This window comes from Rhodopseudomonas sp. P1 (assembly GCF_039642825.1).
Lineage (GTDB): Bacteria > Pseudomonadota > Alphaproteobacteria > Rhizobiales > Xanthobacteraceae > Rhodopseudomonas > Rhodopseudomonas palustris_H.
On the sequence record NZ_CP088006.1, the window covers coordinates 3,197,244 to 3,223,248 of the forward strand.

A 26,005-nucleotide genomic window follows, 5' to 3' on the forward strand; every position below is an offset into this window, starting at 1 on the left:
GGCAGTCACTCCGCCGCTTGCATGTGCGCCGGATCGAGCACGCCCTGATCGTCGAGCGTGGCCTTGCGCGAGAAGTCGTCGATGCGGCGCTCGATCTCGGGGCGGAAGGCGCGGATCAGGCCCTGGATCGGCCAGGCCGCGGCATCGCCGAGCGCGCAGATGGTGTGGCCTTCGACCTGCTTGGTTACTTCCAGCAGCATGTCGATTTCACGCTTGTGAGCGCGGCCTTCGACCATGCGGTCGAGCACGCGCCACATCCAGCCGGTGCCTTCGCGGCACGGCGTGCACTGGCCGCAGCTTTCGTGCTTGAAGAAGTAGCTGATGCGCGCGATCGCCGCGACGACGTCGGTCGACTTGTCCATCACGATCACGCCGGCGGTGCCGAAGCTCGACTTCACCGCGCGGGTGCCGTCGAAGTCCATGATCAGGTCCTGGCAATCCGCCGCCGGGATCAACGGGCACGACGCGCCGCCGGGAATGATCGCCAGCAGATTGTCCCAGCCGCCACGAATGCCGCCGCCGTGCTTTTCGATCAGCTCGCGGAACGGAATGCCCATCGCCTCTTCGACGACGCAGGGCGTGTTGACGTGGCCGGAGATACCGTAAAGCTTGGTCCCAACGTTGTTGGCGCGGCCGATCGACGAGAACCACGCCGCACCGCGACGCAGGATATCCGGCGCGACCGCGATCGACTCGACGTTGTTTACCGTGGTCGGGCAGCCGAACAGACCGACGTTCGCCGGGAACGGCGGCTTCAGCCGCGGCTGGCCCTTCTTGCCCTCGAGGCTTTCGAGCAGCGCGGTTTCTTCACCGCAGATGTACGCGCCGGCGCCGTGGGCGACGTAGAGATCAAACGGATAGCCGTGGACGTTGTCCTTGCCAATCAGCTTGGCCTCGTAGGCCTGGTCGATCGCCGCCTGCAGCCGCTCGCGCTCGCGAATGAACTCGCCGCGCACGTAGATGTAGCCGGTGTGGGCGCCCATCGCGCAGCCGGCGACCAGACAGCCTTCGACCAGCGTGTGCGGGTCGTGGCGCATGATCTCGCGGTCTTTGCAGGTGCCGGGTTCGGACTCGTCGGCGTTAACGACCAGATAGCTCGGCCGACCGTCGGCATTGTCCTTCGGCATGAAGGACCACTTCAGGCCGGTCGGGAAGCCTGCGCCGCCGCGGCCGCGCAGGCCCGACGCCTTCATCTCGTTGATGATCCAGTCGCGGCCCTTGTCGATGATCGCCTTGGTACCTTCCCACGCGCCACGACGGCGCGCGCCCTTCAGCGTCCAGTCGTCGAGACCGTACAGGTTCCGGAAGATGCGGTCCTTGTCGTCCAGCATGGCTTGCGGCGTTCCCTGTCAGCGTTTGGATTGCATGTAAGCGAGCCCGGTAGCGCAGCCCCCGAAGGTCAGCGCCCAGATCACGCTCGATTGGAGTGTTGCACCGAGCGCGTAGCGCTGCAGCAGAAATATGAACGCTGCGGCGGCGACACCGTGCAGCAGCATGTAAACGGGGATCGGCATGGCTCTCGCGCTTTCCGCGACGGCGCGCCCCACCGGGGCGGGCGTCGTCATGGCGGGTTCTTCTCGGTGGCGTCTGCTGCGGGCGGCTTGGGCGCGGGGCGTTCCTGGACGTTGGCAGCCGCCCCCGCCCGCTTCGCCTCGTCATCGGTCAAGGGCGGCCCGTTGGCGTTGACCGGTGATACGTTGATACCACCCGTCTTCAGCGTGGTCGGGCCGGTAATCGGTGCCGCGTGCTGGCGGCCATTTTGCGGGCCCGGCGTCGGCGGATTGCCGCTGGCGAAGCCGTCCAGCACCTTGTTCAGCGTCTCGGGCGTCAGGTCCTCGTAGGTGTCCTTCCAGATCTGCACCATCGGCGCGTTCACGCAGGCGCCGGCGCACTCGACCTCCTCCCAGGAGAAGTCACCGTCGGCCGACAGATGGAACGGGTCGTGATGGATCCGATTCTTGCAGACCTCGATCAGCTCACCGGCGCCGCGCAGCCGGCACGGCGTGGTGCCGCAGACCTGGACGTGGGCCTTCTTGCCGACCGGGTTGAGCTGGAACATCGTGTAGAAGGTCGCCACTTCCAGCGCGCGGATGTGCGGCATCTGCAGCATGTCGGCGACGGTGCGGATCGCCGCTTCCGGCAGCCAGCCGCCGCACTGTTCCTGCGCCCGCCACATGATCGCGATCACCGCCGAGAACTGCCGGCCCGGCGGATACTTGGTGATTTCCTTCTGCGCCCAGGCGAGATTTTCCGCGGTGAACGCGAAGCTCTCGGGTTGCAGCTCTTTCGGTGCCAGACGACGAACGGACATGCTCAGTTTCTCGCCGAGCGCTGCGCCACGCTCGCATTCAGGTGTTGGATCCGGGCCTGCCAGAACGCGCTTGCGGTTCCGACGACGTTGTAGCCGACATTCGACGCGACCTTGATCCGGTCGAGAATGCCGAGGTCGACTACGGCCTCGTAGCGATTGCTTTGCGGGTCGTACACGACCAGCTTCAGCGGGGTGTGTTCGAGGATGAAGCGCGACACTTTGTGATCGCGGTCGCTGCCGTGCTCTTCGCACAGGATCGCGGTGTCTTCAGCGAGCAGCCGCTCGCCGCCGCGGATCGCGTCGATCTCGACACCCTCGACGTCGAGCTTGACGATGTACTTGCCGCCGAGCGGCAGATGGCCGTCGTCGATCAGATCATCGAGACGGATCACCGGCACAGTTTCGCCGTCGGCGCCGGGCTTGCCGGCGATGCTGAACGCCTCATGCTTGGTGCCCGACAGCTTCGCGGTGCCGCGCGCAGCACCGACTGCGCACTTCATCACCGAGAACCGGTTGCCGTTGACCTGCGCATTGTGCGCCAGACGCGCGAAGTTCTGGCTCGACGGTTCGATCGCCAGGGTGCGATGCGCACCGAACGGCGCGCTCGACACCAGCACCGACCAGTAGCCGTAATTCGCACCGCAATCGACCAGCGTGTAGTCGACGTCGGCGGCGTCGCGGAACAACAAGTCCAGCTCGATCTCGTAAGAGTAATCGCGCTGCAGCAGCTTGCTCCAATAGCCGTCGCCGTAAGGAAACACGAAGGTCGCGTCGGGATTGAGCTTGATCGCGATATCGCGTTCCGGCAGCGCCTTGCGCATCAAATTCGCCGCGGCGTTGTAGCCGCGATACGAGAAGGTCGACGACACCCGCGCGCCCATCACCAGCGCACACGCCGCCATGCGCTCGAGGGCGCCGGCGCCCTCGAGAGCGCCGGTGGCGCGATCAAACTGGATGGGCCCGGGTTCGTTCACCGATCGACCTCTCCGAACACGATGTCGAGCGAGCCGAGGATCGCCGAAACGTCGGCGAGCAGATGGCCGCGGCTGAGGAAGTCCATCGCCTGCAGATGCGCAAAGCCCGGCGCGCGGATCTTGCACTTGTACGGCTTGTTGGTGCCGTCCGAGACCAGATACACGCCGAACTCGCCCTTCGGCGCTTCGACCGCGGCATAGACTTCGCCGGCCGGGACGTGGAAGCCCTCGGTGTACAGCTTGAAGTGATGGATCAGCGCTTCCATCGACCGCTTCATCTCACCGCGGCGCGGCGGGAAGATCTTGTGGTCGTCGACCACGACGGGCCCCTGCCCGGCCGGTTCGCGCAGCTTGGCGATGCACTGCTTCATGATCCGCACCGCCTGCCGCATCTCTTCCATGCGGATATGGTAGCGGTCGTAGCAGTCGCCGTTCTTGCCGATCGGCACCTCGAAATCGAGTTCGGCGTAGCACTCGTAAGGCTGCGCCTTGCGCAGGTCCCAGGCCGCGCCCGAGCCGCGCACCATTACGCCGGAGAAGCCCCAGGCCCAGGCCTGATCCAGCGTCACCACGCCGATATCGACGTTGCGCTGCTTGAAGATGCGGTTGTCGCTGAGCAGCCGGTCGAGATCGTCGACCACCGCCGGGAATGCGTCGCACCAAGCATCGATATCGTCGACCAGCTTCGGCGGCAGATCCTGATGCACGCCGCCGACGCGGAAATACGCCGCGTGCATCCGGCTGCCGGATGCGCGCTCGTAGAACATCATCAGCTTTTCGCGCTCTTCGAAGCCCCACAGCGGCGGGGTCAGCGCGCCGACGTCCATCGCCTGCGTGGTGACGTTGAGCAGATGCGACAGGATGCGGCCGATCTCGGCGTACAGCACGCGGATCAGTTGCGCGCGGCGCGGCACCGCGATCCCCAGCAGCTTTTCCACCGCGAGGCAGAATGCGTGCTCCTGGTTCATCGGCGCGACGTAGTCGAGCCGATCGAAATACGGAATGGCCTGCAGGTAGGTCTTCTGCTCGATCAGCTTCTCGGTGCCGCGATGCAGAAGGCCGATATGCGGATCGACCCGTTCGACCACCTCGCCGTCGAGCTCCAGCACCAGACGCAGCACGCCGTGCGCCGCCGGATGCTGCGGGCCGAAGTTGATGGTGAAGTTGCGGACGCTGGCAGCGTCGGGAGCAGCAGCGTCAGCCATGGAGCGGGCTCCGCGTCAAAGCGAATAGCGAATTACGAACAGCGAACGAGGTCACGACTTCACTCCCGCCTTCTCGTCTCCGGGAAGGACCGGATAGTCAGCCCCTTCCCAGGGCGATAGGAAGTCGAACTTACGGAACTCCTGATTGAGCCGCACCGGCTCGTAGATCACCCGCTTCTGGTCGTCGTCGTAGCGAACCTCGACGAACCCGGTCAGCGGAAAATCCTTGCGCAGCGGATGACCTTCGAAACCATAATCAGTCAGCAGCCGGCGCATATCGGGATGACCGGTGATGATGATGCCGTAGAGGTCGTAGGCTTCGCGCTCGAACCAGTCGGCGCCGGGGAAGACGTCGATGATCGACGGCACCAGCGTGGTCTCGCCGACTTCGGCCTTGACCCGCACCCGCTCGTTCAGCTTCGGCGACAGCAGGTGGTAGACGATCTCGAACCGCTCCGCGCGACCCGGATAATCGACCGCGGTCATGTCGACGAAGCTGATGAAGCGGAAACGCGGATCGTCGCGCAGCAGCCGCATCACCTCCACGATTTTGCCGGCATCGACGGTCAGCGTGAGCTGACCGAACGCGACGGAGTAACCGGTCGCGATTCCCGGCAAGGCGCCGACGATCGTCTGACCCAGGGTGTCGAGCCCGTTGTCGTCCATGAAACAGCCTTCTTCAGCGTTCGATAGTGCCGGTCCGCCGGATTTTCTTCTGCAGCAACATCACGCCGTACAGCAGCGCTTCGGCGGTGGGCGGACAGCCGGGCACATAGATGTCGATCGGGACGATGCGGTCGCAGCCGCGCACCACGGAATACGAATAGTGATAGTAGCCGCCGCCGTTGGCGCACGATCCCATCGAGATCACGTAGCGCGGCTCCGGCATCTGGTCGTAAACCTTGCGCAGCGCCGGAGCCATCTTGTTGGTCAGCGTGCCGGCGACGATCATCACGTCGGACTGACGCGGCGACGCACGCGGCGCGAAGCCGAACCGCTCGGCGTCGTAACGCGGCATCGACAGCTGCATCATCTCGACCGCGCAGCAGGCGAGACCGAACGTCATCCACATCAACGAGCCGGTGCGCGCCCAGGTGATCAGGTCATCGGTCGCGGCGACGAAGAAGCCCTTGTCGGACAGCTCGCGGTTGACGTTGAGGAAGAATGGATCGTCCGCCCCGACCGGCTTGCCGGTGTTGGGGTCGATGATGCCGGTGGCGGGCCGCGCGATCAGCGGCTGCGCGCCGGTCGGATATTGCGACGGCGTCGGCTGCATCGTTTCAGGCCTCAATCCCATTCCAACGCGCCCTTCTTCCATTCGTAGGCAAAGCCGACGGTCAGGACGCCAAGGAATACCATCATCGACCAGAAGCCGGTCGCGCCCAGCTTGCCGAAGGCAACCGCCCACGGAAACAGAAATGCGACTTCGAGGTCGAAGATGATGAACAGAATGGCGACGAGGTAGAATCTGACGTCGAATTTCATGCGGGCATCGCTGAAAGCATTGAATCCGCATTCATAGGCGGAGAGCTTCTCGGGGTCCGGTTGCTGATACGCCACCGCGAACGGCGCCACCAGCAAAACGAAGCTCAAACCAGCCGCAACGATGATAAAAACGACGATTGGCAGGTAGTTAGACAGAATGCCACTCATCACCCGTTCCCTAACCCCGCGGCTGTTGCGCTGCCGCAGACTCGTTCGCATTTGAATTGTTCTACCGCTTAGCGCAGTGCAACAGGGGGCGCAAGCCAAGCTGTGGCAAGACCGAGGTCCTCGGCGTGAATCCGATCCTCACCTGCACGAATTCGTGACTCATCATTCACAACCGAACTCGTCAACGCGTTAGAAACCATACGCAGCGCGGACGAAACCATTTTCGGAACCGGCGAAACTTTCCTGAAACACACGCAAGGCTATCGTCCGTTTGTCGACGCGGCAACAACAAGCGCCGCGGGGAGGCAGCGATGAACCACTCTTTGCATTCAGCGGATCGTGCGACCCACCTGAAGATCGTGGTGGTGGCTCTCATCGCAGGTATCAGCGTAGCAGCGCTGGGGATTACAGCCCGCACCACCGCAGCCGACAGCCAGACGGCCCAGGTCATCAAGGCCACCAAGCAGATGACCGTCACGGACTCTGGCCGCTCGACAGTGAGATAGCCACCCATCCCCGACCGCGCATCAGCGGTAACAGAGGGTTGAGAAGGCCGCCACCTCGGCGGCCTTTTGCATAGCAGCCAGATGCAAACAGCAAGCATTCGCGCGCATCATCCACATCGCGCGTCAGTGCCCTCGCCTGCTGTCCGCTTCGACCCAGAGACCCGCGCAGACTTAACCTGAGAGCCCGACTGGACATGCGGGCCATGAAATCGAGCACTTTCGTCATGCCGGCTTTGTGGCGGGCATCACGTCTTGCAGCGAAACGGCGAGAAAAGGCGCGGATGGCCGGGACAAGCCCGGCCAAGACGAAACTAATCGTCAATTGGACGGCTTGTGAAAGCCTTTGAATGTGTTGCCCGCATTTCCGGTCGGCTCTGAGCTCCGGAGCGCAGACAGCATCGGACCGCGATGAGATCGCTGTGGAGTTCAGGATGTTTCAGAGGGGGACTGCAGTGCGCCAATCGCCATCGTGGCGAAGTGGCGCGAGAGACGGGGCTCGAACCCGCGACCTCCGGCGTGACAGGCCGGCGCTCTAACCAACTGAGCTACTCCCGCGTGGTTTTGCGTCAACCGCCGCAGTGGCGGTCGAATTAAAGGGCTCGCTCCCCCAAGTCAAGCGGCTTGAGGCAGAGATTCCCATTCTCGTGCACAGCCTTTGCATTTCGCCTTTAATGTCGGCATTTTTCGACACCCGAATGCAAATAATGCGCTGTTTACGGGGCAAACGACGTAGGCAGCGCCCACCCGAATCGTCTAAGCCCTGCTACGTCTTAGTTTCTAAGCCGCCACACACAGCAGGAGGGCTATATGGCGAAGAAAGCAGTTGCCAAATCCGCGACGCCGGCGACGGTGACCTTGAAGCATCTCGCAGCGGCGCTCGCGGAAGAGCACGAGCTGTCGAAGAAGCAGACCGAAGCCATTCTGGGCGACATGGTGACCCGCATCACCAAGCACCTGAAGAAGGGTGAGCGCATCCGGATCGTCGGCCTCGGCATCCTCCAGGTTCGCAAGCGCGCCGCCCGCATGGGCCGCAACCCGGCCACCGGCGAGCAGATCCAGATCAAGGCCTCCAAGAAAGTGGCGTTCCGCGCCGCCAAGGAACTCAAGGAAGCGATCTGATTCTGCTTCCAGAGCGTTTTTCAGCGGGCGACTCGGTTGTCCCGGGTCGCATGAAAAACGCTCGTCGCAGCAATGCGCTGGAGTGCAGGTCCTGATCGGATCGGGATCGGAACTCCAGTTCAGATTGAAGAACGGCAGGCTCGGGCACCCGCCCCGCCTGCCGTTTCTTTTTGGCGGCGCAGCACGCCGCTCACTGGGTCGCGCCGCAGGTCAGGACCGGATATCAACAGGAATGCCGCGTGCCCGAAGCGCATGGTCCCGCGTTCGGGTGCTGCGAGCCTGCAAGGGAGTTCGGACGTGACCGCGATTAACTTCGACTTCACCGTGTTGGAGCGTTTTCTCCGCTACGTCACCATCGACACCCAATCGGACCCGCATTCCGAATCCTGCCCGTCCACAGAAAAGCAGAAAGACCTCGGCGCGCTGCTGGCGCAGGAACTGCGCGAATTGGGACTCGCCGACGCGCATCTCGACCAGCACGGCTACGTCTACGCGACGATTCCTTCGACCACCGTGAAGCAGAACGTCCCGGTGATCTGCTTCTGCGCCCACATGGACACCTCACCCGATTGTTCAGGCGCCGGTGTCAAACCGCAGGTGTGGAAGGACTATCAGGGCGGCGACATCGTTCTGCCGGGTGATTCCTCGCAGGTGATTCGACGCGCGGAGCATCCGGCGCTGTCGAATCAGATCGGCCACGACATCGTCACCAGCGACGGCACCACCCTGCTCGGCGCCGACAACAAGGCCGGCGTTGCCGAGATCATGGATGCGGCGCGGTTTCTGCTGGCGCACCCGGAGATCAAGCACGGCACGCTCAAAATCCTCTTCACGCCCGACGAAGAGATCGGCCGCGGCGTCGACAAGGTCGATCTCGCCAAGCTCGGCGCCGATTTCGCCTACACCATGGACGGCGAAAGCGCCGGTCATATCGAGGACGAGACGTTTTCGGCCGACAGCGCGCTGATCACCATCGAAGGCGTCAGCGCCCATCCGGGATTCGCCAAGGGCAAGATCGAGCACGCCATCAAGATCGCCGCCGCGATCATCGAGCGGCTGCCCAAGACCGGCTGCTCGCCGGAAACGACCGAAGGACGCGAAGGCTTCCTGCATCCGATCGGAATCACCGGCACCCTGGAGAAAGCCAGCGTCAGCTTCATCGTCCGCGACTTCACCGAGGCCGGGTTGAAGGACAAGGAGACGCTGCTGCAGAGCATCGTCGAAGAGGTGATGCTGGATTATCCGCGCTCGCGCGCCAGGATCGAGATCCAGCCGCAATATCGCAACATGAAGCAGGTGCTCGACCGCCATCCAGAGCTGGTTGAGAACGCCCGCGAAGCGATCCGCCGCGCCGGACTCACGCCGGTCACCGCTGCAATCCGCGGCGGCACCGATGGTGCGCGGCTGTCGTTCATGGGGCTGCCCTGCCCCAACGTGTTCGCCGGCGAGCACGCCTTCCACTCCCGTCTTGAATGGGTCAGCCGTCAGGACATGGAGAAGGCGGTCGAGACCATCGTGCATCTGGCGACGATCTTCGAAGAGCAGGCCTAGCAACGATCGCGCGGCTCAGCCGCGCATCCGGTGGCGCGCAGAGCGGCCACCGTTTTGTCCCAATCGTTGGACCGCCACCCTGGAATCAGTTCTGAGTTCCCGTGCCGCAACGATCTGCCTGCGCGCGACACGGAGACATTCGGATGATTTGCGCCCGCTTCGCATCTTTGGCATCTGCTCGACGGGTCGGGATCGCTGCGCTGATCGCAGGCGCGCCCCTTCTCCTCGCCGGCTGCAAGGAGGAGAACAAATACGCCGCGCCGCCACCCGCCAAGGTCACCGTCGCCAAGCCGACACAGGCGCCCGTGACGCTTTATGCGGAATTCACCGGCAACACCTCGCCGGTTGCCTCGGTCGATCTCGAAGCGCGGGTGCAGGGCTTTATCGAGAGCATCGATTATCTCGACGGTGAAGCGGTCAAGAAGGATCGCGAGCTGTTCAAGATCGAGAAGGCCCAATACCAGGCCCAGGTCGACCTGCAGCAGGCCCAGCTCGACGGCGCGAAAGCCAAGCAGGCCAATGCCCAGCGCGAAGCCGACCGGCAGTCGATCCTCGGCCAGAAAGACGTCGCCTCGCAGCGCAACGTCGACGACGCCCAGACCAATCTGGCGGCGGCCAACGCCCAGGTCGCAGCCGCCCAGGCATCGCTGGCGCTGGCCAAGACCTCGCTCGGCTACACCACGGTGACGGCACCGTTCGACGGTGTGGTGACCCGGCGCCTGGTCAACGTCGGCACCCTGGTCGGATCGGCGGGCCCCACCAAGCTCGCCACCATCCTTCAGGTCGATTCGCTGTACGTGTATTTCAACATCACCGAGCAGCAGCAGATCAATCTGCGCGACGCGCTCGCCAAACGCGGCAAGACGCTGAAGGACATGCGCGAAGAACGGCTGGAGATGCCGATCCAGGTCGCGCTGTCGTCCGACACCTCGTTCCAATATGCCGGCAAGGTCGACTACATCGCGCCGCAGGTCGATCCGTCGACCGGGACGCTGCAGCTCCGCGGCACGCTGCCGAACAAGGATGTGGCGCTGGTCCCCGGCCTGTTCGTGCGAGTCCGCGTCGCGGTCGGCAAGCTCGACGACGCGCTGTTGATCAACGACACCGCGGTGATGTCCAACCAGACGGGCAGCTACGTGATGGTGGTCGGCGCCGGCGACGTGGTCGAGCAGCGCCAGGTCACGCTCGGCCCGCAGGAGGGACAGCTCCGGGTGATCACCAAGGGCCTGAAGGCCGACGACCGGGTGGTGATCGGCGCGATCCAGCGCGCGATCGCCGGCAACACCGTCGCGCCGGTCGCCGGAGCGATGGCGACCGCACCGACGGCGCCGACACCGGCCCCCGCTGCGCTGAACCCTGGAGCCGAATCCGGCACCGCGAAACCCTGAGTCCACCGGCCCTCACGAGGCGTTGCCCATGTTCTCGCGCTTCTTCATCGAACGGCCGGTGTTGTCCAACACCCTCGCCTTCCTGATCGTCCTGCTCGGCGTCCTTGCGCTGATGCGACTGCCGGTGTCGCAATATCCCGACGTGGTGCCGCCGACGGTGTCGGTCACCGCGACCTATCCGGGCGCCAGCGCGCGCACCGTGATGGATTCGGTGGCGCTGCCGATCGAACAGCAGGTCAACGGCGTCGAGGGCATGATCTACATGCAGTCGACCAGCGCCAGCGACGGCAGCTACAGCCTGATCGTCACCTTCGACATCGGCACCGACCCGAACATGGCGCAGGTGCTGGTGCAGAATCGCGTGTCGCTGGCCAGCGCGCAATTGCCGACCTCGGTCTCGACCCAAGGCCTCAACATCAAGAAGAAGTCGACGGCGATTCTGCAGTTCGTCAGCCTGTATTCGTCGGACGGCCGATACGATAATCTGTTTCTCGCCAACTACGCCAAGATCAACATCCAGAATGAACTGGCGCGGCTGCCCGGCGTCGGCGACGTCTCGGTGCTCGGCTCCGGCTCCTACGCGATGCGGATCTGGCTCGATCCGGACAAGCTGCAGAGCTACGGCCTGACGCCGAGCGACGTGATCAGCGCCGTGAAACAGCAGAGCAACCAGGTCACCGCCGGCCTGGTCGGCGGCCCGCCGGCTCCATCGATCGTCAACTTCCAATACGCACTCGACGTCGTCGGCCGCTTCAACGAAGCCACCGATTTCGAGAAGATCGTGGTCAAAGCGGTCGACCAGGGCGGCGGCCAGTTGGTGCGGATCGGCGACATCGGCCGCGTCGAGCTCGGCGCCTCCTCTTACGGCCAGAACGCCACGCTCGACGGCAAGCCCTCGGCCGCGATCGCGATCTCGCTGCTCTCGGGCGCCAATGCGCTGTCGGTGGCGCAGGCGGTCAACGTCAAGATGAAGGAGATGGCCGGCTCGTTCCCGGCCGGCCTCGACTACAAGGTGTCGTTCGACAGCACCAAGTTCATCACCGCTTCGGTCAACGAGGTCTACGAAACGCTCCTCATCGCTGCCGTGCTGGTGCTGGTGGTGATCCTGATGTTCCTGCAGGACTGGCGGGCGATGCTGGTTCCCGCCACCACCGTTCCGGTGACGATCATCGGCGCGTTCGCGGCGATGTCGGCGATGGGTTTCACCGTCAACACCACCAGCCTGTTCGCGCTGGTGCTGGCGATCGGCATCGTGGTCGACGACGCCATCGTCATCGTCGAAGGCGTGTCGCGGCACATCGCCGGCGGGATGTCGAGCCGCGAAGCCGCGGTGAAGGCGATGTCGGAGCTATTCGGCCCGATCATCGGCATCACGCTGGTGCTGATGGCGGTGTTCCTGCCCGCCGCTGCCCTGCCCGGCCTCACCGGCAAGATGTATCAGCAGTTCGCGCTGGTGATCGCCGCCACCGCGCTGATCTCGGCGGTGAATGCGGTGACGCTGAAGCCGACGCAATGCGCGCTATGGCTGCGCGCGCCGGTGCCGCCGGAGCAGCGCGGCATCGTCTATCGCATCTTCAATGCGGTGTATGCGCGCTGCGAGGCGGTGTATGCGGCGCTGATCCGCCGCCTGGTCGCGTTCAGCATCCTGACCACGATCGTCGGCCTGGTGCTGGTCGGGGTCGCGTTCTATGGCGTGTCGCGGGTGCCGACCGCCTTCCTGCCCTCGGAAGACCAAGGCTATTTCATCGTCAGCCTGAAGCTGCCGGATGCGGCCTCCGCCGGGCGCAGCGACGCCGCGGTCGCCAAGGCGGTCGAGCTGGTGCGCAAGACTCCGGGCGTGGAAAGCGTGATCGGCGTCTCCGGCGTCTCGCCGCTCGACAACAACGCCACGATGTACAACGCCGGCATGCTGTACGTGGTGCTGCACGACTGGGATCAGCGCAAGACCAAGGATCTCAGCATCGACGCGATCGCCGCCAAGGTGCGCGCCGCGCTCGGCCAGCTCGACACCGCGACCGCGCTGGTGCTGTTGCCGCCGCCGATCCAGGGCATCGGCAACACCGGCGGCTTCACCATGATGGTGGAGATGAAGAACGGCAGTTCGGACTTCCTGGCGCTGCAGAACGCCACCGAACAGCTCGCCGCCAACGCCTCGACCCAGAGCGGCATCACCCACGCGGCCTCGACCTTCAAGGGCAACGTCAAGCAGCTCCGCCTGGTGGTGGACCGGATGAAGGCGGAGACGCTCGGCGTCACCGTCGGCCAGGTGTTCTCCGCCGTCGAAAGCTATCTCGGCTCGACCTACGTCAACCAGTTCACCAAGTTCAACAACGTGTTCCAGGTCTACGTCCAGGCCGACGCGCCGTTCCGGCTGCGGCCCGACGACGTGTTGAAACTGAAGGTCAAGGGCAGCAATGGCCAGATGGTGCCGGTCGGCGCGGTCGCGTACCTGACCGACGAAGTCGGCCCGCCGCTGATCACGCTGTACAATCTGTACCCGGCCGCAACGCTGGTCGGCAGCCCGGCTGCCGGCTTCAGCTCCGGCGAAGCAATGTCGCTGATGAGCGAAGTCGCCGCCAAGTCGCTGCCCTCGTCGATGGGCACGGCCTGGACCGGGATGTCGTACCAAGAGCAGGTGGTCGGCGATCAGATCTACTACGTGTTCGCGGTCGCGCTGCTGCTGGTGTATTTCGTGCTCGCCGGACAATATGAAAGCTGGCTGCAGCCGCTGGCGGTGATCCTCGCCGTGCCGCTGACCCTGCTCGGCACCGTCGCGGCGCTGGAATGGTCGGGCCTGCCGAACGATCTCTACACCCAGATCGGCATCGTGCTGCTGATCGCGCTCGCGGCAAAGAACGCGATTCTGATCGTCGAATACGCGCGCGAGAAATGTATGGAGGGCATGCCGGTCGCCGAGGCTGCGGTGGAAGCGGCGCGGCTGCGGTTCCGGCCGATCCTGATGACCTCGTTCGCCTTCATCTTCGGCATGCTGCCGCTGGCGCTCGCGACCGGCGCCGGTGCCGGCGCCCGCGTCTCGCTCGGCATCGCAGTGGTGGCCGGCATGCTGGCCTCGACCGGCCTCGCCGTGCTGTTCGTCCCGGCGTTCTTCGCGGTGCTGCAGCGGATAGGGACACGTCGCGAGCCTGCGGCCTCTCCGGCCGAGGGATAACGCCGGAGACCGTCACAAAGCTGGATCAGCCCCACGCCGGTCCAGCTTGCCTTGCGCAGACCCTGGCCCACGCGGTAGATAGGCGCGGCGGGCGGCTAGCTCAGCTGGTTAGAGCATCTCGTTTACACCGAGAGGGTCGGGAGTTCGAATCTCTCGCCGCCCACCATGGTTCTTGCGCCGCTGCCCGAGGCTCCCGGCGTCTGCCGCCCACCTTCAGCGCTCGCCCCGGTGACGTCAGCCGACTTCCGCGCGCCAACCCAGAGAAAATTGTTCTCCACTGGTGAACGATCTCCGAACGTCCGGAGACGCCGTTAGGGATCGGCCAACAGCCGATGCGGACTTCGGTACCGCAACGCACTATTTTCTACCCAACATAGTACCGACAGCAGTCTCACCGGCTGTGCCGTGCGCTCTTGAGCGGCGAAAGTGCCGGTAAATGTACTAACGAGATATCCATCTACCCCCGGTAGTGAAGAGGACATCAAGACGCCGGCTGGGGTGGTCAATGGCAAGGGTTGGGTGGAACGCACGGGCGCGCAGCCTGTTGCGAGGACCGGGGAACGTGTCCGTGCGATGGATCGTCGGGATCGGCGTGCTGCTGATCGCCGCGATCTCGATCGTCACCGCCTGGATGATCGCCGACGGCCGTGAACGCGTGCTGCGCAACGCCGAGCGCGAACTCGGCAACACCGCCCTGCTGCTCGCACGCCAATTCGACCGTACCTTCGAGACCCTGAACGCCGATCAGAGCGACACCGCTTCCTCGCTCGAACAAACCTTCCCGCTCGCCAAGGCGGTGTCGACCCACACGCTGCTGGCGCTGAAAGCCGGCGAGCTCGGCGACTTCGACCTGTTCGACGTCGGCGGCGCGCTGATCAACTCCTCGCGCGGCTGGCCGCTGCCGAATGTGGAGATCGGCCAGCACCCCGGCTTCAAACGTTGGATCGCCGACTACGAGCGTGACGAGGGCGAAGCCGAGTTCATCCGTGATCCGGTGCGTGGCAGCCTCTCGCTGACCCTGGTCAAGCGGCTGCGCGGCCCGACCCGCGAGACCGCCGGCATCCTGACCCGGACGATTCCCAACACCTGGTACGAGAACCTCGCCTCCTCGATCGTGCTCGGCGAAGACGCCTCGATCGCGGTGTTCACCAGCGGCGGCACGCTGATCACGCGCTGGCCGCGCTTCACCCAGGCGAACGGCCAGAACTTCCTCGATTCCGAACTCAAGCCGCTGTTCCTGCATCCGAGCGTCACCGAGCGGGTGAACAGCCCGTTCGACGGCGCCGAACGGCTCGCGGCGTCGCGGATGCTGACCAAGCAGCCGGTGTTCGTGGTGGTGTCGCGCTCGGTCACCGGCGTGCTGTCGAGCTGGTGGCGCGAGCTGTGGGTGATGGTGGCGGTCGCATGCGCCTCGGCGCTCGCGGTTGCCGTGGTGCTGTTCCAGCTCGGCCGCCAGATCATCCGGCAGGAAACTGATTTGCGGAAGCGCTACAGCATTGCGGTCGACAACATGGCGCAGGGCCTGTCGCTGTTCGACTCCGCGGGACGGCTGTTGCTGTTCAACCAGCGCTACCTCGATCTGTATGGCCTGCCCGCCGATGCACTGAAGCTCGGTATGCGCACCTTCGAAATCGTGCACCAGTTGCAGCAGGCCGGCCACGATCCGCATCTGCTCGAATCCTATCAGGCGTTCGCCCTGAAAAACGCCGGTACCCACAGTGCGTTCGAGGTCGAACTTCCCGACGGGCGAACCATCCTGATCACCCGCGAGCCGATCCAGGGCGGCGGCTGGGTCATGACCCATGAGGAGATCACCGAGCGCAAGCGCGCCGACTCCCGCATCCATCATCTCGCGCATTACGACGACCTCACCGGCCTGCCGAACCGCTCCTCGTTCCGCAAGCATCTCGGCGACGCGCTCGGCGCGATCGAGCCCGGCGATCAGATCGCCCTGCTCTACATCGACATCGACGAGTTCAAGATCGTCAACGACACCCTCGGTCATCCGGTCGGCGATCAGTTGCTGCAGGTCATCGCCGAGCGGCTGCGGCGCTGCCTGACGCCGGCCGACTACGTCGCCCGGCTCGGCGGCGACGAATTCGCCGTGGTGATGGCCGATGCCACCGACGTCCGCGAGCTGGTGGCAAAGCTGCAGTCGACGCTGCGCGATGGTATCGACTGCGCCGGCCAGGTGATTTCGCCGGATGCCAGCATCGGCATCGCGCTGGCGCCGGAACACGGCTGCGAGGTCGACGATCTGATCGCCAAGGCAGACCTCGCGCTGTACGCGGCGAAGGCCGAAGGCCGCCGCACCTACCGGTTCTTCATGCCGGAGATGGATACCAAGGCCAAAGCCCGGCACGACCTCGCGACCGAGCTGAAGCGCGCGGTGGCCGAGCACGACTTCCAGCTCCACTTCCAGCCGCTGGTCGATCTGAATTCCGGCGCGATCGCCGGCTGCGAGGCGCTGCTGCGCTGGCAGCATCCGCTGCGCGGCTTCGTCTCGCCCGCCGAGTTCATTCCGCTCGCCGAAGACATCGGGCTGATCGAAGACCTCGGCGAATGGGTGTTGGACCACGCCTGCCGTGTCGCGGTCGGCTGGCCGGCGTCGATGACGGTGGCGGTCAACGTGTCGCCGATCCAGTTCCGGCGCGCCACCTTCCCGCTCAAGGTCGCCGCGGCGCTGGCCCGCACCGGGCTCGCCGCTCACCGGCTGGAGCTCGAGATCACCGAGGCGCTGCTGCTGCAGGACAACGAGTCGACGCTGGCGATCCTCAATCAGCTCCGCGACCTCGGCGTCAAAATCGCGCTCGACGATTTCGGCACCGGCTATTCGTCGCTCAGCTATCTGCACCGCTTCCCGATCGACAAGATCAAGATCGACAAGAGCTTCGTCGACACCCTCACCGAGGAAGCCGGATCGGCCACCATCGTCCGGGCGATCGTTCAGATCGCCGCCGCCGGCAACAAGACCACGCTGGCCGAAGGCGTCGAGACCGCCGCCCAGCGCGACCTGCTGCGCCGCCTCGGCTGCCAGCAGATGCAAGGCTACCTGTTCAGCCCCGCGCTGCCCGAAGGCGCCCTGGCCCGCCTGATCGGCCTCCCCAACGCCGAAACGCAAACGGCGCCCCGCAGGGCGCCGTTGATGTCGGTGTGAGGCTGTCGCCGCCTTAGTGGGCGGTCAGGCCGCCGCCGGCTTCGTCGGAGGCTTCCGCGCTGTCCGGGGTGCCGGGCAGCTTGGTGTCCTCTTCCCAGACGATCGGCACCGGCGCGCGGGTCAGCGCGTTAGCGATCACCTCGTCCATCCGCGCCACCGGGATGATGTTGAGACCACCCTTGATGGCGTCCGGAATCTCGGTGAGATCCTTGGCGTTGTCTTCGGGGATCAGCACCGTCTTGATGCCGCCGCGGGCCGCGGCGAGCAGCTTCTCCTTCAGGCCGCCGATCGGCAGCACCCGGCCACGCAGCGTGATCTCGCCGGTCATGGCGATATCGCGGCGGATCGGAATGCCGGTCAGCACCGACACGATGGTGGTCGCCATCGCCACGCCGGCCGACGGGCCGTCCTTCGGGGTCGCCCCCTCCGGCACGTGGACGTGGATGTCGCGCTTCTCGAAGAACGGCGGCTCGATCCCGAAGGTGATCGCACGGCTGCGGACGTAGGACGCCGCCGCCTGGATCGATTCCTTCATGACGTCGCGCAGGTTGCCGGTGACAGTCATCCGGCCCTTGCCCGGCATCATCACGCTTTCGATCGTCAGCAGCTCGCCGCCGACATCCGTCCATGCCAGACCCGTCACCACGCCGACCTGATCGTCCTTCTCGATCTCGCCGAAGCGGAACTTCGGCACGCCGAGATATTCCTCGATCTGCTTCTCGTCGATGTGGACCGACTTCTTCTTCGACAGCATCAAGTCCTTCACCACCTTCCGCGCGAGCGTAGAGATCTCGCGCTCGAGGTTGCGGACGCCGGCCTCGCGGGTGTAGCGGCGGATGACGAGCAACAACGCGTCGTCGTCGATCGACCACTCCTTCGGCTCCAGGCCGTGCTTGGTCAGCGCCAGCGGGATCAGATGCTTGCGTGCGATCTCGACCTTCTCGGTCTCGGTGTAGCCGGCGATCCGGATGATCTCCATACGATCCATCAGCGGGCCCGGAATGTTCAGGGTGTTCGCCGTGGTGATGAACATCACGTTGGACAGATCGTAGTCCACCTCGAGATAGTGGTCGTTGAAGGTGCCGTTCTGCTCGGGGTCGAGCACCTCGAGCAGAGCCGAGGACGGATCGCCGCGGAAATCGGCGCCCATCTTGTCGATCTCATCGAGCAGGAACAGCGGGTTAGACGTCTTCGCCTTCCGCATCGACTGGATGATCTTGCCGGGCATCGAGCCGATGTAGGTGCGGCGGTGACCGCGGATCTCGGCTTCGTCACGCACGCCGCCGAGCGACACGCGGACGAACTCGCGTCCAGTGGCCTTGGCGATCGACTTGCCGAGCGAGGTCTTGCCGACGCCGGGCGGGCCGACGAGGCACAGGATCGGGCCCGACAGCTTGTTGGCGCGCGACTGCACCGCGAGATACTCGACGATCCGCTCCTTGACCTTCTCGAGCCCGTAGTGATCGGAATCCAGCACGGCCTGCGCCGCTTCCAGATCCTTCTTCACCTTGGACTTCTTGTTCCACGGGATCGACAGCAGCCAGTCGAGATAGTTGCGCACGACGGTCGCTTCCGCGGACATCGGCGACATCTGGCGCAGCTTCTTCAGCTCGTGCTGCGCCTTCTCCCGCGCTTCCTTGGAGAGCTTGGTCTTGGCGATCTTCTCTTCGAGCTCGGCGAGTTCGTCCCGGCCGTCTTCGTCGCCGAGCTCCTTCTGGATCGCCTTCATCTGCTCGTTGAGATAGTACTCGCGCTGGGTCTTCTCCATCTGGCGCTTGACGCGCGAGCGGATGCGCTTCTCGACCTGCAAGACCGAGATTTCGCTCTCCATCAGGCCGAGCACCTTCTCAAGCCGCTGCGTCACCGACAGCGTCTCCAGGATGCCCTGGCGGTCGGCGATCTTGACGGCGAGATGCGAGGCGACGGTGTCGGCGAGCTTGGCGAAGTCGGTGATCGACTGCACCACGCCGACGACTTCGGCCGAGATCTTCTTGTTGAGCTTCACGTAGCTCTCGAAGTCGGACACGACCGAGCGGCCCAGCGCTTCGGCTTCCACCGAGCTGGCATCGCTGTCTTCGAGCGCAACGGCGTCGGCCTCGTAGTAATCGGCGCGATCGGTGTACTTGTCGACCTTGGCGCGCGCGAGGCCTTCGACCAGCACCTTGACGGTGCCGTCGGGCAATTTCAGCAGCTGCAGAACGCTGGCCAGCGTGCCGATCTCGTAAATCGCATCGGGAGCCGGATCGTCATCGGACGCGTTCTTCTGCGTCGCCAGCATGATCAGCGCGTCGTTCTTCATCACCTCTTCGAGGGCGCGGATCGACTTCTCGCGGCCGACGAACAGCGGCACGATCATGTGCGGAAACACGACGATGTCGCGCAGCGGGAGAACCGGATAGGAGTGGCTTTCGCCGTAGGTGATCGATGGCCTGGGTTTGGTGGCGGTCATGGCCCCGTTCCTTTCGTTTTGCCCCCTCGCCCTCGGCCCGCCATCGGCGCTGCCGTCACGAGGTGCGGAGGTGTCCGGTCTTCTCCGGCCGGTCAGGGCCTCGGTCTCCGGAATGATTGAGGCGAATCCTGAAAACGCTTGTCATCGCCGACCAATTAGGTGGCTATCCGGCGGTGGGGTGTCAAGTCGTGGAAAACGCAACGTTTTGTCCGGCTTGGGCGCGGACTTCTGATGCACAGAGACGAGCCGCCACACGCGGCGGCAGCCCGTTCTGATCGTTGCGGCAGCGGCCCGGAGGGCCGCCGCGTCGGCGCTGCGCGTCAGGCGCTGGCGCTGGTCTCGGCCGCACGATCGGTGCGGTCGGCATAGATGTAAAGCGGCCGCGCAGTGCCATCGACCACTTCGCGCGAGATCACCACTTCCTCGACGCCTTCCAGGCCCGGGAGGTCGAACATGGTCTCGAGCAGGATGCTCTCCAGGATCGACCGCAGGCCGCGGGCGCCGGTCTTGCGCTCGATCGCCTTGCGGGCGACCGCTCCGAGCGCTTCGTCGGCGAAGGTGAGCTCGACGTTCTCCATTTCGAACAGCCGCTGGTACTGCTTGACCAGCGCGTTCTTCGGATCGGTCAGGATCTTCTTCAGCGAGTTCTCGTCGAGGTCTTCCAGGGTGGCGACCACCGGCAGACGGCCGACGAATTCCGGGATCAGGCCGTACTTGAGCAGATCCTCGGGTTCGACGTGGCGGAAGATCTCACCGGTGCGGCGATCTTCCGGCGCGAGCACTTGCGCGGCGAAGCCGATCGAGGTGGTCCGACCGCGCGACGAGATGATCTTCTCGAGGCCGGCGAACGCGCCGCCGCAGATGAACAGGATGTTGGTGGTGTCCACCTGCAGGAATTCCTGCTGCGGATGCTTGCGGCCGCCCTGCGGCGGGACCGACGCCACCGTCCCTTCCATGATCTTCAGCAGCGCCTGCTGGACGCCCTCGCCCGAAACATCGCGGGTGATCGAGGGATTGTCCGACTTGCGGCTGATCTTGTCGATTTCGTCGATGTACACGATGCCGCGCTGCGCCCGCTCGACATTGTAGTCGGCCGCCTGCAGCAGCTTCAGGATGATGTTCTCGACATCCTCACCGACGTAGCCGGCTTCGGTCAGCGTCGTCGCATCCGCCATCGTGAACGGCACGTCGAGAATCCGCGCCAGCGTCTGCGCCAGCAGCGTCTTGCCCGAGCCGGTCGGACCGATCAGCAGGATGTTCGACTTCGCCAGTTCGACGTCGTTGTGCTTGGTCTGGTGGTTCAGCCGCTTGTAGTGATTGTGGACCGCGACCGAGAGAACCTTCTTCGCATGGTTCTGACCGATGACGTAGTCATCGAGAACCTTGCAGATCTCCTTCGGCGTCGGGATTCCGTCACGCGACTTCACCAGCGAGGACTTGTTCTCCTCGCGAATGATGTCCATGCACAGTTCCACACATTCATCGCAGATGAATACCGTGGGGCCGGCGATCAGCTTGCGGACCTCGTGCTGGCTCTTTCCGCAGAACGAGCAGTACAGGGTGTTCTTGGAGTCGCTCGTACCGACCTTACTCATTTCTATCTCCGTCCGCCGTTCGGTCTTTTCCGGTCATCGCCTGATCCGAGCCGATGCCCGGCAGTCGAGTTTAAAGTTAGCAATTTCCGTACCAGAAAAGACCCCCGCATCAGTCTGGCCGCGAACCGCGACCGAGTTCGAATCCCCCAAGCACTTTCGTCGATCAGGTTCAGCCAATCAGACTGTCACCCGTCTATCAAGAATTCGCTAATCGGCCGGACGCCGGCCGACGTGACAATAGCGTGATTTGTTGCGTCTGCGCGACCCTTGGTCGCTGAAATCAACGCAGCGTTGCGCCATTGTCACGCGGGAGCTCGGCACGAAAGCGGAACATTGGGGCTTTCCTGTGAGAATCCCGAGGGCAGAATCCCCGACCTCGGGACACTCGCGGCTCAGCCAGCCTTCGGGGCCGGCGCGGGATCTTCGGGGCGCTTGTCGATCACCTTGTCGACGATACCGAATTCCCGGGCCATTTCGGCGGTCAGGAACTTGTCGCGCTCCAGCGCATCCTCGATCGCCTTGTAGGTCTGACCGGTGTGATGCACGTAGATCTCGTTGAGCCGCTTCTTCAGGTTCAGAATCTCCTGGGCGTGCAGCATGATGTCCGTCGCCTGGCCCTGGAAGCCGCCGGACGGCTGATGCACCATGATCCGCGCGTTCGGCAGCGAGAACCGCATGTCCTTGTGGCCGGCGGCGAGCAGCAGCGAGCCCATCGACGCGGCCTGACCGGTGCACAGCGTCGAGACCGGCGGGCGGATGAACTGCATGGTGTCGTAGATCGCCAGACCCGATGTCACCACCCCGCCCGGCGAGTTGATGTACATCGAAATTTCCTTCTTCGGATTTTCCGCTTCGAGGAAAAGCAGCTGCGCGACGATCAGCGTCGACATGCCGTCTTCGACCGGGCCGGTGACGAAAATGATCCGCTCTTTCAGGAGGCGCGAGAAGATGTCGTAGGCTCGTTCGCCGCGGTTGGTCTGCTCGACCACCATCGGCACGAGGTTCATGTAGGTTTCCACCGGATCGCGCATAAATCACCTGAGGGTTGTCGTAGGCGACAGCTCGCGGGAGCGACAAAAAACGGCTCCGCCGCAGGCGTTCGCCCCGTGATGCAGGACGTGAAGCGAGGTCACAGATATGAGCCGATTGCGCGGCGACAAGGGTGGGCCTCGTTTCCACCTGTGAGTTGATACCGATTCGGCCAATCCCGGCAAAACCGACGAACGGCTTTTCGCCGCCCGCAAGCCGGCTTTCACGCCGCATCGTTAACGGTGCCTGACGACGCAAAACGGCCGCCGTGACGGTATCACGGCGGCCGCAGCGATGATTCGTTAGACGATGCGGATCAAGCCGCGGTCTTGTCGTCCTCGTCCTTGTAGAGCTCCTCGCGAGTGACCGGCTTCTCGGTCACGTTGGCGAGCTCCAGGATGAAGTCGACCACCTTGTCTTCGTAAATCGGGGCGCGGAGCTGGGCCAACGCTTCCGGATTGGAGCGGTAGAAGTCCCAGACTTCCTTCTCGCGGCCCGGCATCTGACGGGCGCGCTCGATCACCGCGCGGCTGACTTCGTCGTCGGTGACCTGAATCTTGTTCTTCTCGCCGATCTCCGACAGCACCAGGCCCAGGCGGACGCGGCGGTCGGCGATCTTGCGGTACTCTTCCTTCGCGGCGTCTTCAGTGGTGTTCTCGTCGGCGAAGGTCTTGCCGGTCGACTGCATCTCGGCGTTGATCGAGCGCCACATCACCTCGAACTCCTGCTCGATCAGCGACGGCGGAGCATCGAACTTGTGGGCTTCGTCGAGGCGATCGAGCAGCTGGCGCTTGACCTTGAGCCGCGAAGCGCCGGCGTATTCGGCGGCGAGACGGGCCTTGGCGGCTTCCTTCAGCTTGTCGAGCGACTCCAGGCCGAGGGTCTTGGCGAATTCGTCGTCGATCGTGGTCTCCTGCGGAGCCTCGAGCTTGGTCGCGGTGGTCTCGAACTCGGCCGGCTTACCGGCCAGCGTCTCGCTGGCGTAGTTGGTCGGGAACGTCACCTTGATGGTGCGGGTCTCGCCGACCGCGATGCCGACGAGCTGATCCTCGAAGCCCGGAATGAAGGACGCCGAGCCGATCACCACCGGGATGTCCTCGCCGGTGCCACCATCGAACGCGACGCCGTCGATGGTGCCCTTGAACGACACGGTGACGCGGTCGCCGGTCTCGGCCTTGGCGCCTTCCGCCTTGTCGGCATAGGCGCGGTTGGCGTCAGCGATGCGCTTGATCGCTTCATCGACGTCGGAATCGGCAACCTCGACCACCGGCTTCTCGACCGAGAAGCTCTTGAAGTCGGCCAGTTCGATCGCCGGAACGACTTCGATCGCCACGGTGTAGTTGAGATCGGACTTGCCCTCGAGGATGTCCTCGATCTCCTTCTGGTCCTGCGGCATGGTGATCTTCGGCTCGGTCGCGAGCCGGAAGCCACGCTCGGAGAAGATGCCGTCATTGGTGTCGCGGACCAGCTTGTCGATGGTCTCGGCGGCGACCGAACGGCCGTAGACGCGCTTCAGGTGAGCGGTCGGCACCTTGCCCGGACGAAAGCCGTTGAGGCGCACCTTGTCCTTCAGATCGGCGAGCTTCTCGTCGATCTTGGCGTCGATGTCCGCAGCCGGGACATTGACCTGGAATTCGCGCTTCAATCCGTCGGCAACGGTTTCCTTGACCTGCATGGCGTCAATCTTCTTCTCTTGGCTCCGGCCGAAGGACCGGAAATGGTCGAACTGTACGATGCGGCCTCGCGGCCTGCACCATCGGGTTGGCGGACATCCGTCCTGGCGGACGGCCCTCCGAAAATCGTCATGAGCAAAAGCACTTGCGTGGTGCGGGCGGAGGGACTCGAACCCCCACAACTTTCGTCACTGGAACCTAAATCCAGCGCGTCTACCAATTCCGCCACGCCCGCGAAGAGCATCATGTCCGGCCGCGATGCCGCGGGCGGCGGCTTATAGCATGACATATAGGGCCCGCATCAAGAGAAACCCGCAGCTTTTACCAACCGCGGCGGGCCGTCGCAGATCGGCGTCGCCTCCTTTGAGCCGACACGGGTTACCGCCCCCAAACCGCCTCTCCGCTCAGCCGCCGGCGGTCATCAATGACTGTACGCGGGCGTAGAGATCGCTGCCGCGACCGACCAGATACTGGCCTTTCAGGCGGTAATCGCCCGGTACGCCCCGGATATCGACGATCGAAAGGCCGGCGCGATCCTGGTGGCCGCGCTCGGACATCAGCGCGCAGATTCGCGAAATCGTGCCGTCCTTGAGGCCCGTGCGATCCGAAAGCTCGCGCTGAGTGATGCCGGGTTTGCCCCCGATCTGCAGCAAGACGAGGATCTGGTTGGCGGTGATTTCGGGGTGAATCTCCCGAAACGCGTCGAGAATAAGAGAGAGGCGTTCGAGCCAACCGGCATCTTCGGTCGTCGTCATGATGGAGAAGGCAGCCTCGTCATGCAGCAAATGGGAACTCAGTCTTAGGGGCCGAATCTCGGACACCTCAAGCATCACGTTGTCGCAGACCGCTGGACAGCGCGCGGCGAACGTGGTCCGCATCACACATGACCGATCAGCCGCCTGCCCTGTCCCGCCGCACCGTGCTCGCCGGCCTTGGCGCCGCGACGATTGCACCCGCGCTGCCGATCCAGGCCGCGGCTGCACCGGCTCGCAAAACGCTGATGCTCCGCGCCGCGATGGGCTCTGTGGAGCTGAAGCCGGGCGCGGCTGCGGTGGCGCGGCCGATCTTGAGCCTCGAAGGCCCGCCGCTGCTGCGCGGCGACGAGGTCGCGGTGCAGTTCGACAACAAGCTCGCCGAGCCGGCCCTGCTGACCCTGCGCGGCCTCGGCGGAGCTGGCGCGGCGGAACCACTGGTGAAGATGCAGCCGGTCCCGCCCGGCGGCAGCGACAGCTTCCTGCTCACCTTACGATCGGCCGGCACCCTGCTCGCCGATCTGCGGCTTGCCGCCGACGCCGGACCGGCGCCGATGCCGGCGCTGCCGCTGATCGTCACCGAGCCGGAGCCGCCGCAGGCCGACGGCGATCAGGTGGTGCTGATCGAAGACTATCGTCTCGGCGACGACGGCAAGCCGCGCCCGGCCGGCGTCGATGCCGGCGCGACGCCGTGGCTCTACACGGTCAATGGCAAGCCGTCGGCGGAGTTTGCCGTCCGGACCAATGGCCGATTTAGATTCCGCTTCATCAACGCCTGCCAACGCAATGTGATCGCGCTCAAAATCGAGGATCACAACGTCTGGGTGATGGCCCTCGACAGCCAGCCGGCGGAGCCGTTCCTGGCGCGCGGCGGTGCGCTGGTGATCGCGCCGGGAGGCCGCGTCGATACGCTGATCGATACCCCGAAGGCCGCCGGATCGCGGGCGGCGATCACCCTGCACGATGGCGGCAAGCCGACCGAGCTTGGCAAGCTGGTCTATGCCGGCGATCCGTTCCGTCCCGCGCCGCTGCCGCAGCCGGCGCCGCTGCCGGCCGCAGGCCTTCCGACCCAGCTGCCGCTCGGCGGCGCGCTCCGCACCGAGCTGCTGCTCGGCGCCCTGGTCAATGCGCAGCTCGATTGGTTCGCGCCGGACAAGTTCAACCCGGCGGCCGGCCCGGCGTTTCAGGTCAAGCGCGGCCGCACCGTGGTGCTGGCGCTGACCAACCACGCCACCATGCCGATGGTGTTTCACCTGCACGGCCATCACTTCCGGCTGCTCGACCGGCTCGATGACGGCTGGAAGCCGTTCTGGCTCGATACGCTGGCGATCGACGCCGGCCAGACCCAACGCATCGCCTTCGCGGCCGAGTATCCCGGACTGTGGCTGATCGAGTCCTACGCGGCGAAATGGTCGGAGCCGCGGCTGGTGCGGAGCTATCTCGTCACCTGAGAGTCCGGTTCCAAGCCCCGGGG

Annotated in this window: 20 protein-coding genes and 3 tRNA genes; 8 read left to right on the plus strand and 15 right to left on the minus strand. The window is 64.6% G+C overall.

Going from position 1 to position 26,005, the window contains the following annotated elements; translation table 11 throughout:
- Positions 1-5: 5 nt before the first annotated feature.
- From nuoF to LRC39_RS14880, 8 genes are read right to left on the minus strand one after another with little or no spacing between them, the layout of a single operon-like run.
- Complete coding sequence (nuoF, locus tag LRC39_RS14845; protein WP_107344841.1) at positions 6-1,331, minus strand: NADH-quinone oxidoreductase subunit NuoF; 1,326 nt, start codon at positions 1,329-1,331, stop codon at positions 6-8.
- Positions 1,332-1,349: 18 nt separating this feature from the next.
- Positions 1,350-1,565, minus strand: a complete 216-nt coding sequence (locus tag LRC39_RS14850; RefSeq protein ID WP_107344842.1) for a hypothetical protein — start codon at positions 1,563-1,565, stop codon at positions 1,350-1,352.
- Positions 1,562-2,311 carry an NADH-quinone oxidoreductase subunit NuoE gene (gene nuoE / locus LRC39_RS14855; protein ID WP_346294795.1) on the minus strand — a complete coding sequence of 250 codons (750 nt, stop codon included), beginning with the start codon at positions 2,309-2,311 and terminating at the stop codon, positions 1,562-1,564. Before nuoE ends, LRC39_RS14850 begins: the two co-directional genes overlap by 4 nt.
- A 2-nt stretch (positions 2,312-2,313) precedes the next feature.
- Entirely contained in the window at positions 2,314-3,285 is a 972-nt protein-coding gene (locus LRC39_RS14860; RefSeq protein ID WP_346294796.1) for an FkbM family methyltransferase, read from the minus strand.
- Complete coding sequence (locus tag LRC39_RS14865) at positions 3,282-4,490, minus strand: NADH-quinone oxidoreductase subunit D (RefSeq protein WP_107344845.1); 1,209 nt, start codon at positions 4,488-4,490, stop codon at positions 3,282-3,284. Before LRC39_RS14865 ends, LRC39_RS14860 begins: the two co-directional genes overlap by 4 nt.
- 51 nt (positions 4,491-4,541) lie before the next feature.
- On the minus strand, positions 4,542-5,156 hold the full coding sequence (locus tag LRC39_RS14870; protein ID WP_346294797.1) for an NADH-quinone oxidoreductase subunit C: 615 nt from the start codon (positions 5,154-5,156) through the stop codon (positions 4,542-4,544).
- A 13-nt stretch (positions 5,157-5,169) separates the two neighbouring features.
- Positions 5,170-5,787 carry a NuoB/complex I 20 kDa subunit family protein gene (locus LRC39_RS14875; protein WP_408018706.1) on the minus strand — a complete coding sequence of 206 codons (618 nt, stop codon included), beginning with the start codon at positions 5,785-5,787 and terminating at the stop codon, positions 5,170-5,172.
- Positions 5,778-6,143 (minus strand): NADH-quinone oxidoreductase subunit A, encoded by a 366-nt coding sequence (locus tag LRC39_RS14880; protein ID WP_011158501.1) that lies wholly within the window; start codon positions 6,141-6,143, stop codon positions 5,778-5,780. The genes LRC39_RS14875 and LRC39_RS14880 overlap by 10 nt, the downstream gene beginning before the upstream one ends.
- Before the next feature lie 311 nt (positions 6,144-6,454).
- On the opposite strand from LRC39_RS14880, the gene LRC39_RS14885 reads away from it, so the two are divergent.
- A complete protein-coding gene (locus LRC39_RS14885; protein WP_107355922.1) occupies positions 6,455-6,649 on the plus strand; it encodes a hypothetical protein in 195 nt (64 codons plus the stop codon).
- 478 nt (positions 6,650-7,127) lie between these two features.
- Here LRC39_RS14885 and LRC39_RS14890 read toward each other — a convergent pair.
- Positions 7,128-7,204 (minus strand) — tRNA-Asp (locus tag LRC39_RS14890).
- 252 nt (positions 7,205-7,456) lie between these two features.
- On the opposite strand from LRC39_RS14890, the gene LRC39_RS14895 reads away from it, so the two are divergent.
- From LRC39_RS14895 to LRC39_RS14920, 6 genes are all read left to right on the plus strand, one after another.
- Entirely contained in the window at positions 7,457-7,768 is a 312-nt protein-coding gene (locus tag LRC39_RS14895; protein ID WP_011158502.1) for an HU family DNA-binding protein, read from the plus strand.
- 252 nt (positions 7,769-8,020) lie between these two features.
- Entirely contained in the window at positions 8,021-9,319 is a 1,299-nt protein-coding gene (gene pepT, locus LRC39_RS14900; protein WP_430624895.1) for a peptidase T, read from the plus strand.
- Positions 9,320-9,462: 143 nt separating this feature from the next.
- Positions 9,463-10,707 carry an efflux RND transporter periplasmic adaptor subunit gene (locus LRC39_RS14905; RefSeq protein ID WP_346294798.1) on the plus strand — a complete coding sequence of 415 codons (1,245 nt, stop codon included), beginning with the start codon at positions 9,463-9,465 and terminating at the stop codon, positions 10,705-10,707.
- A 28-nt stretch (positions 10,708-10,735) separates the two neighbouring features.
- Positions 10,736-13,876 (plus strand): efflux RND transporter permease subunit, encoded by a 3,141-nt coding sequence (locus LRC39_RS14910; RefSeq protein ID WP_346294799.1) that lies wholly within the window; start codon positions 10,736-10,738, stop codon positions 13,874-13,876.
- An 89-nt stretch (positions 13,877-13,965) separates the two neighbouring features.
- Positions 13,966-14,042 (plus strand) — tRNA-Val (locus LRC39_RS14915).
- Between the two features lie 396 nt (positions 14,043-14,438).
- Entirely contained in the window at positions 14,439-17,033 is a 2,595-nt protein-coding gene (locus LRC39_RS14920; protein WP_346294800.1) for a bifunctional diguanylate cyclase/phosphodiesterase, read from the plus strand.
- Between the two features lie 13 nt (positions 17,034-17,046).
- On the opposite strand, the gene lon is transcribed toward LRC39_RS14920, so the two are convergent.
- The 6 genes from lon to LRC39_RS14950 all read right to left on the minus strand — a co-directional run bounded on the left by lon (position 17,047) and on the right by LRC39_RS14950 (position 24,657).
- Positions 17,047-19,482 (minus strand): endopeptidase La, encoded by a 2,436-nt coding sequence (lon, locus tag LRC39_RS14925; RefSeq protein WP_107355927.1) that lies wholly within the window; start codon positions 19,480-19,482, stop codon positions 17,047-17,049.
- Positions 19,483-19,802: 320 nt separating this feature from the next.
- Positions 19,803-21,077 (minus strand): ATP-dependent Clp protease ATP-binding subunit ClpX, encoded by a 1,275-nt coding sequence (clpX, locus tag LRC39_RS14930; RefSeq protein ID WP_011158509.1) that lies wholly within the window; start codon positions 21,075-21,077, stop codon positions 19,803-19,805.
- A 392-nt stretch (positions 21,078-21,469) separates the two neighbouring features.
- A complete protein-coding gene (locus LRC39_RS14935) occupies positions 21,470-22,108 on the minus strand; it encodes an ATP-dependent Clp protease proteolytic subunit (RefSeq protein ID WP_107344854.1) in 639 nt (212 codons plus the stop codon).
- A gap of 314 nt (positions 22,109-22,422) precedes the next feature.
- On the minus strand, positions 22,423-23,781 hold the full coding sequence (gene tig / locus LRC39_RS14940; RefSeq protein WP_107344855.1) for a trigger factor: 1,359 nt from the start codon (positions 23,779-23,781) through the stop codon (positions 22,423-22,425).
- 148 nt (positions 23,782-23,929) lie between these two features.
- Positions 23,930-24,014: transfer RNA gene (locus LRC39_RS14945), tRNA-Leu, on the minus strand.
- Positions 24,015-24,183: 169 nt separating this feature from the next.
- The gene (locus tag LRC39_RS14950; protein WP_346294801.1) at positions 24,184-24,657 is read right to left on the minus strand and encodes a MarR family transcriptional regulator; all 474 of its coding nucleotides are present in this window, start codon (positions 24,655-24,657) and stop codon (positions 24,184-24,186) included.
- 5 nt (positions 24,658-24,662) lie between these two features.
- Here LRC39_RS14950 and LRC39_RS14955 point away from each other — a divergent pair, with 5 nt between their 5' ends.
- Positions 24,663-25,982: a multicopper oxidase family protein gene (locus LRC39_RS14955; protein WP_346294802.1), complete on the plus strand. Its 1,320-nt coding sequence runs from the start codon at positions 24,663-24,665 to the stop codon at positions 25,980-25,982.
- The last annotated feature ends 23 nt before the right edge of the window (positions 25,983-26,005 follow it).

What these genes read in the sequence shown, in the direction of transcription:
- LRC39_RS14895 (WP_011158502.1), top strand. Translation starts at nt 7,457, where the DNA reads ATGGCGAAGAAAGCAGTTGCCAAATCCGCGACGCCGGCGACGGTGACC.
- LRC39_RS14950 (WP_346294801.1), bottom strand. Translation starts at nt 24,657, where the DNA reads ATGCGGACCACGTTCGCCGCGCGCTGTCCAGCGGTCTGCGACAACGTG.
- LRC39_RS14955 (WP_346294802.1), top strand. Translation starts at nt 24,663, where the DNA reads ATGACCGATCAGCCGCCTGCCCTGTCCCGCCGCACCGTGCTCGCCGGC.
- clpX (WP_011158509.1), bottom strand. Translation starts at nt 21,077, where the DNA reads ATGAGTAAGGTCGGTACGAGCGACTCCAAGAACACCCTGTACTGCTCG.
- nuoE (WP_346294795.1), bottom strand. Translation starts at nt 2,311, where the DNA reads ATGTCCGTTCGTCGTCTGGCACCGAAAGAGCTGCAACCCGAGAGCTTC.
- LRC39_RS14880 (WP_011158501.1), bottom strand. Translation starts at nt 6,143, where the DNA reads ATGAGTGGCATTCTGTCTAACTACCTGCCAATCGTCGTTTTTATCATC.
- LRC39_RS14910 (WP_346294799.1), top strand. Translation starts at nt 10,736, where the DNA reads ATGTTCTCGCGCTTCTTCATCGAACGGCCGGTGTTGTCCAACACCCTC.
- LRC39_RS14850 (WP_107344842.1), bottom strand. Translation starts at nt 1,565, where the DNA reads ATGACGACGCCCGCCCCGGTGGGGCGCGCCGTCGCGGAAAGCGCGAGA.
- lon (WP_107355927.1), bottom strand. Translation starts at nt 19,482, where the DNA reads ATGACCGCCACCAAACCCAGGCCATCGATCACCTACGGCGAAAGCCAC.
- LRC39_RS14935 (WP_107344854.1), bottom strand. Translation starts at nt 22,108, where the DNA reads ATGCGCGATCCGGTGGAAACCTACATGAACCTCGTGCCGATGGTGGTC.
- LRC39_RS14905 (WP_346294798.1), top strand. Translation starts at nt 9,463, where the DNA reads ATGATTTGCGCCCGCTTCGCATCTTTGGCATCTGCTCGACGGGTCGGG.
- tig (WP_107344855.1), bottom strand. Translation starts at nt 23,781, where the DNA reads ATGCAGGTCAAGGAAACCGTTGCCGACGGATTGAAGCGCGAATTCCAG.
- pepT (WP_430624895.1), top strand. Translation starts at nt 8,021, where the DNA reads ATGGTCCCGCGTTCGGGTGCTGCGAGCCTGCAAGGGAGTTCGGACGTG.
- LRC39_RS14870 (WP_346294797.1), bottom strand. Translation starts at nt 5,156, where the DNA reads ATGGACGACAACGGGCTCGACACCCTGGGTCAGACGATCGTCGGCGCC.
- LRC39_RS14885 (WP_107355922.1), top strand. Translation starts at nt 6,455, where the DNA reads ATGAACCACTCTTTGCATTCAGCGGATCGTGCGACCCACCTGAAGATC.
- nuoF (WP_107344841.1), bottom strand. Translation starts at nt 1,331, where the DNA reads ATGCTGGACGACAAGGACCGCATCTTCCGGAACCTGTACGGTCTCGAC.
- LRC39_RS14875 (WP_408018706.1), bottom strand. Translation starts at nt 5,787, where the DNA reads ATGGGATTGAGGCCTGAAACGATGCAGCCGACGCCGTCGCAATATCCG.
- LRC39_RS14865 (WP_107344845.1), bottom strand. Translation starts at nt 4,490, where the DNA reads ATGGCTGACGCTGCTGCTCCCGACGCTGCCAGCGTCCGCAACTTCACC.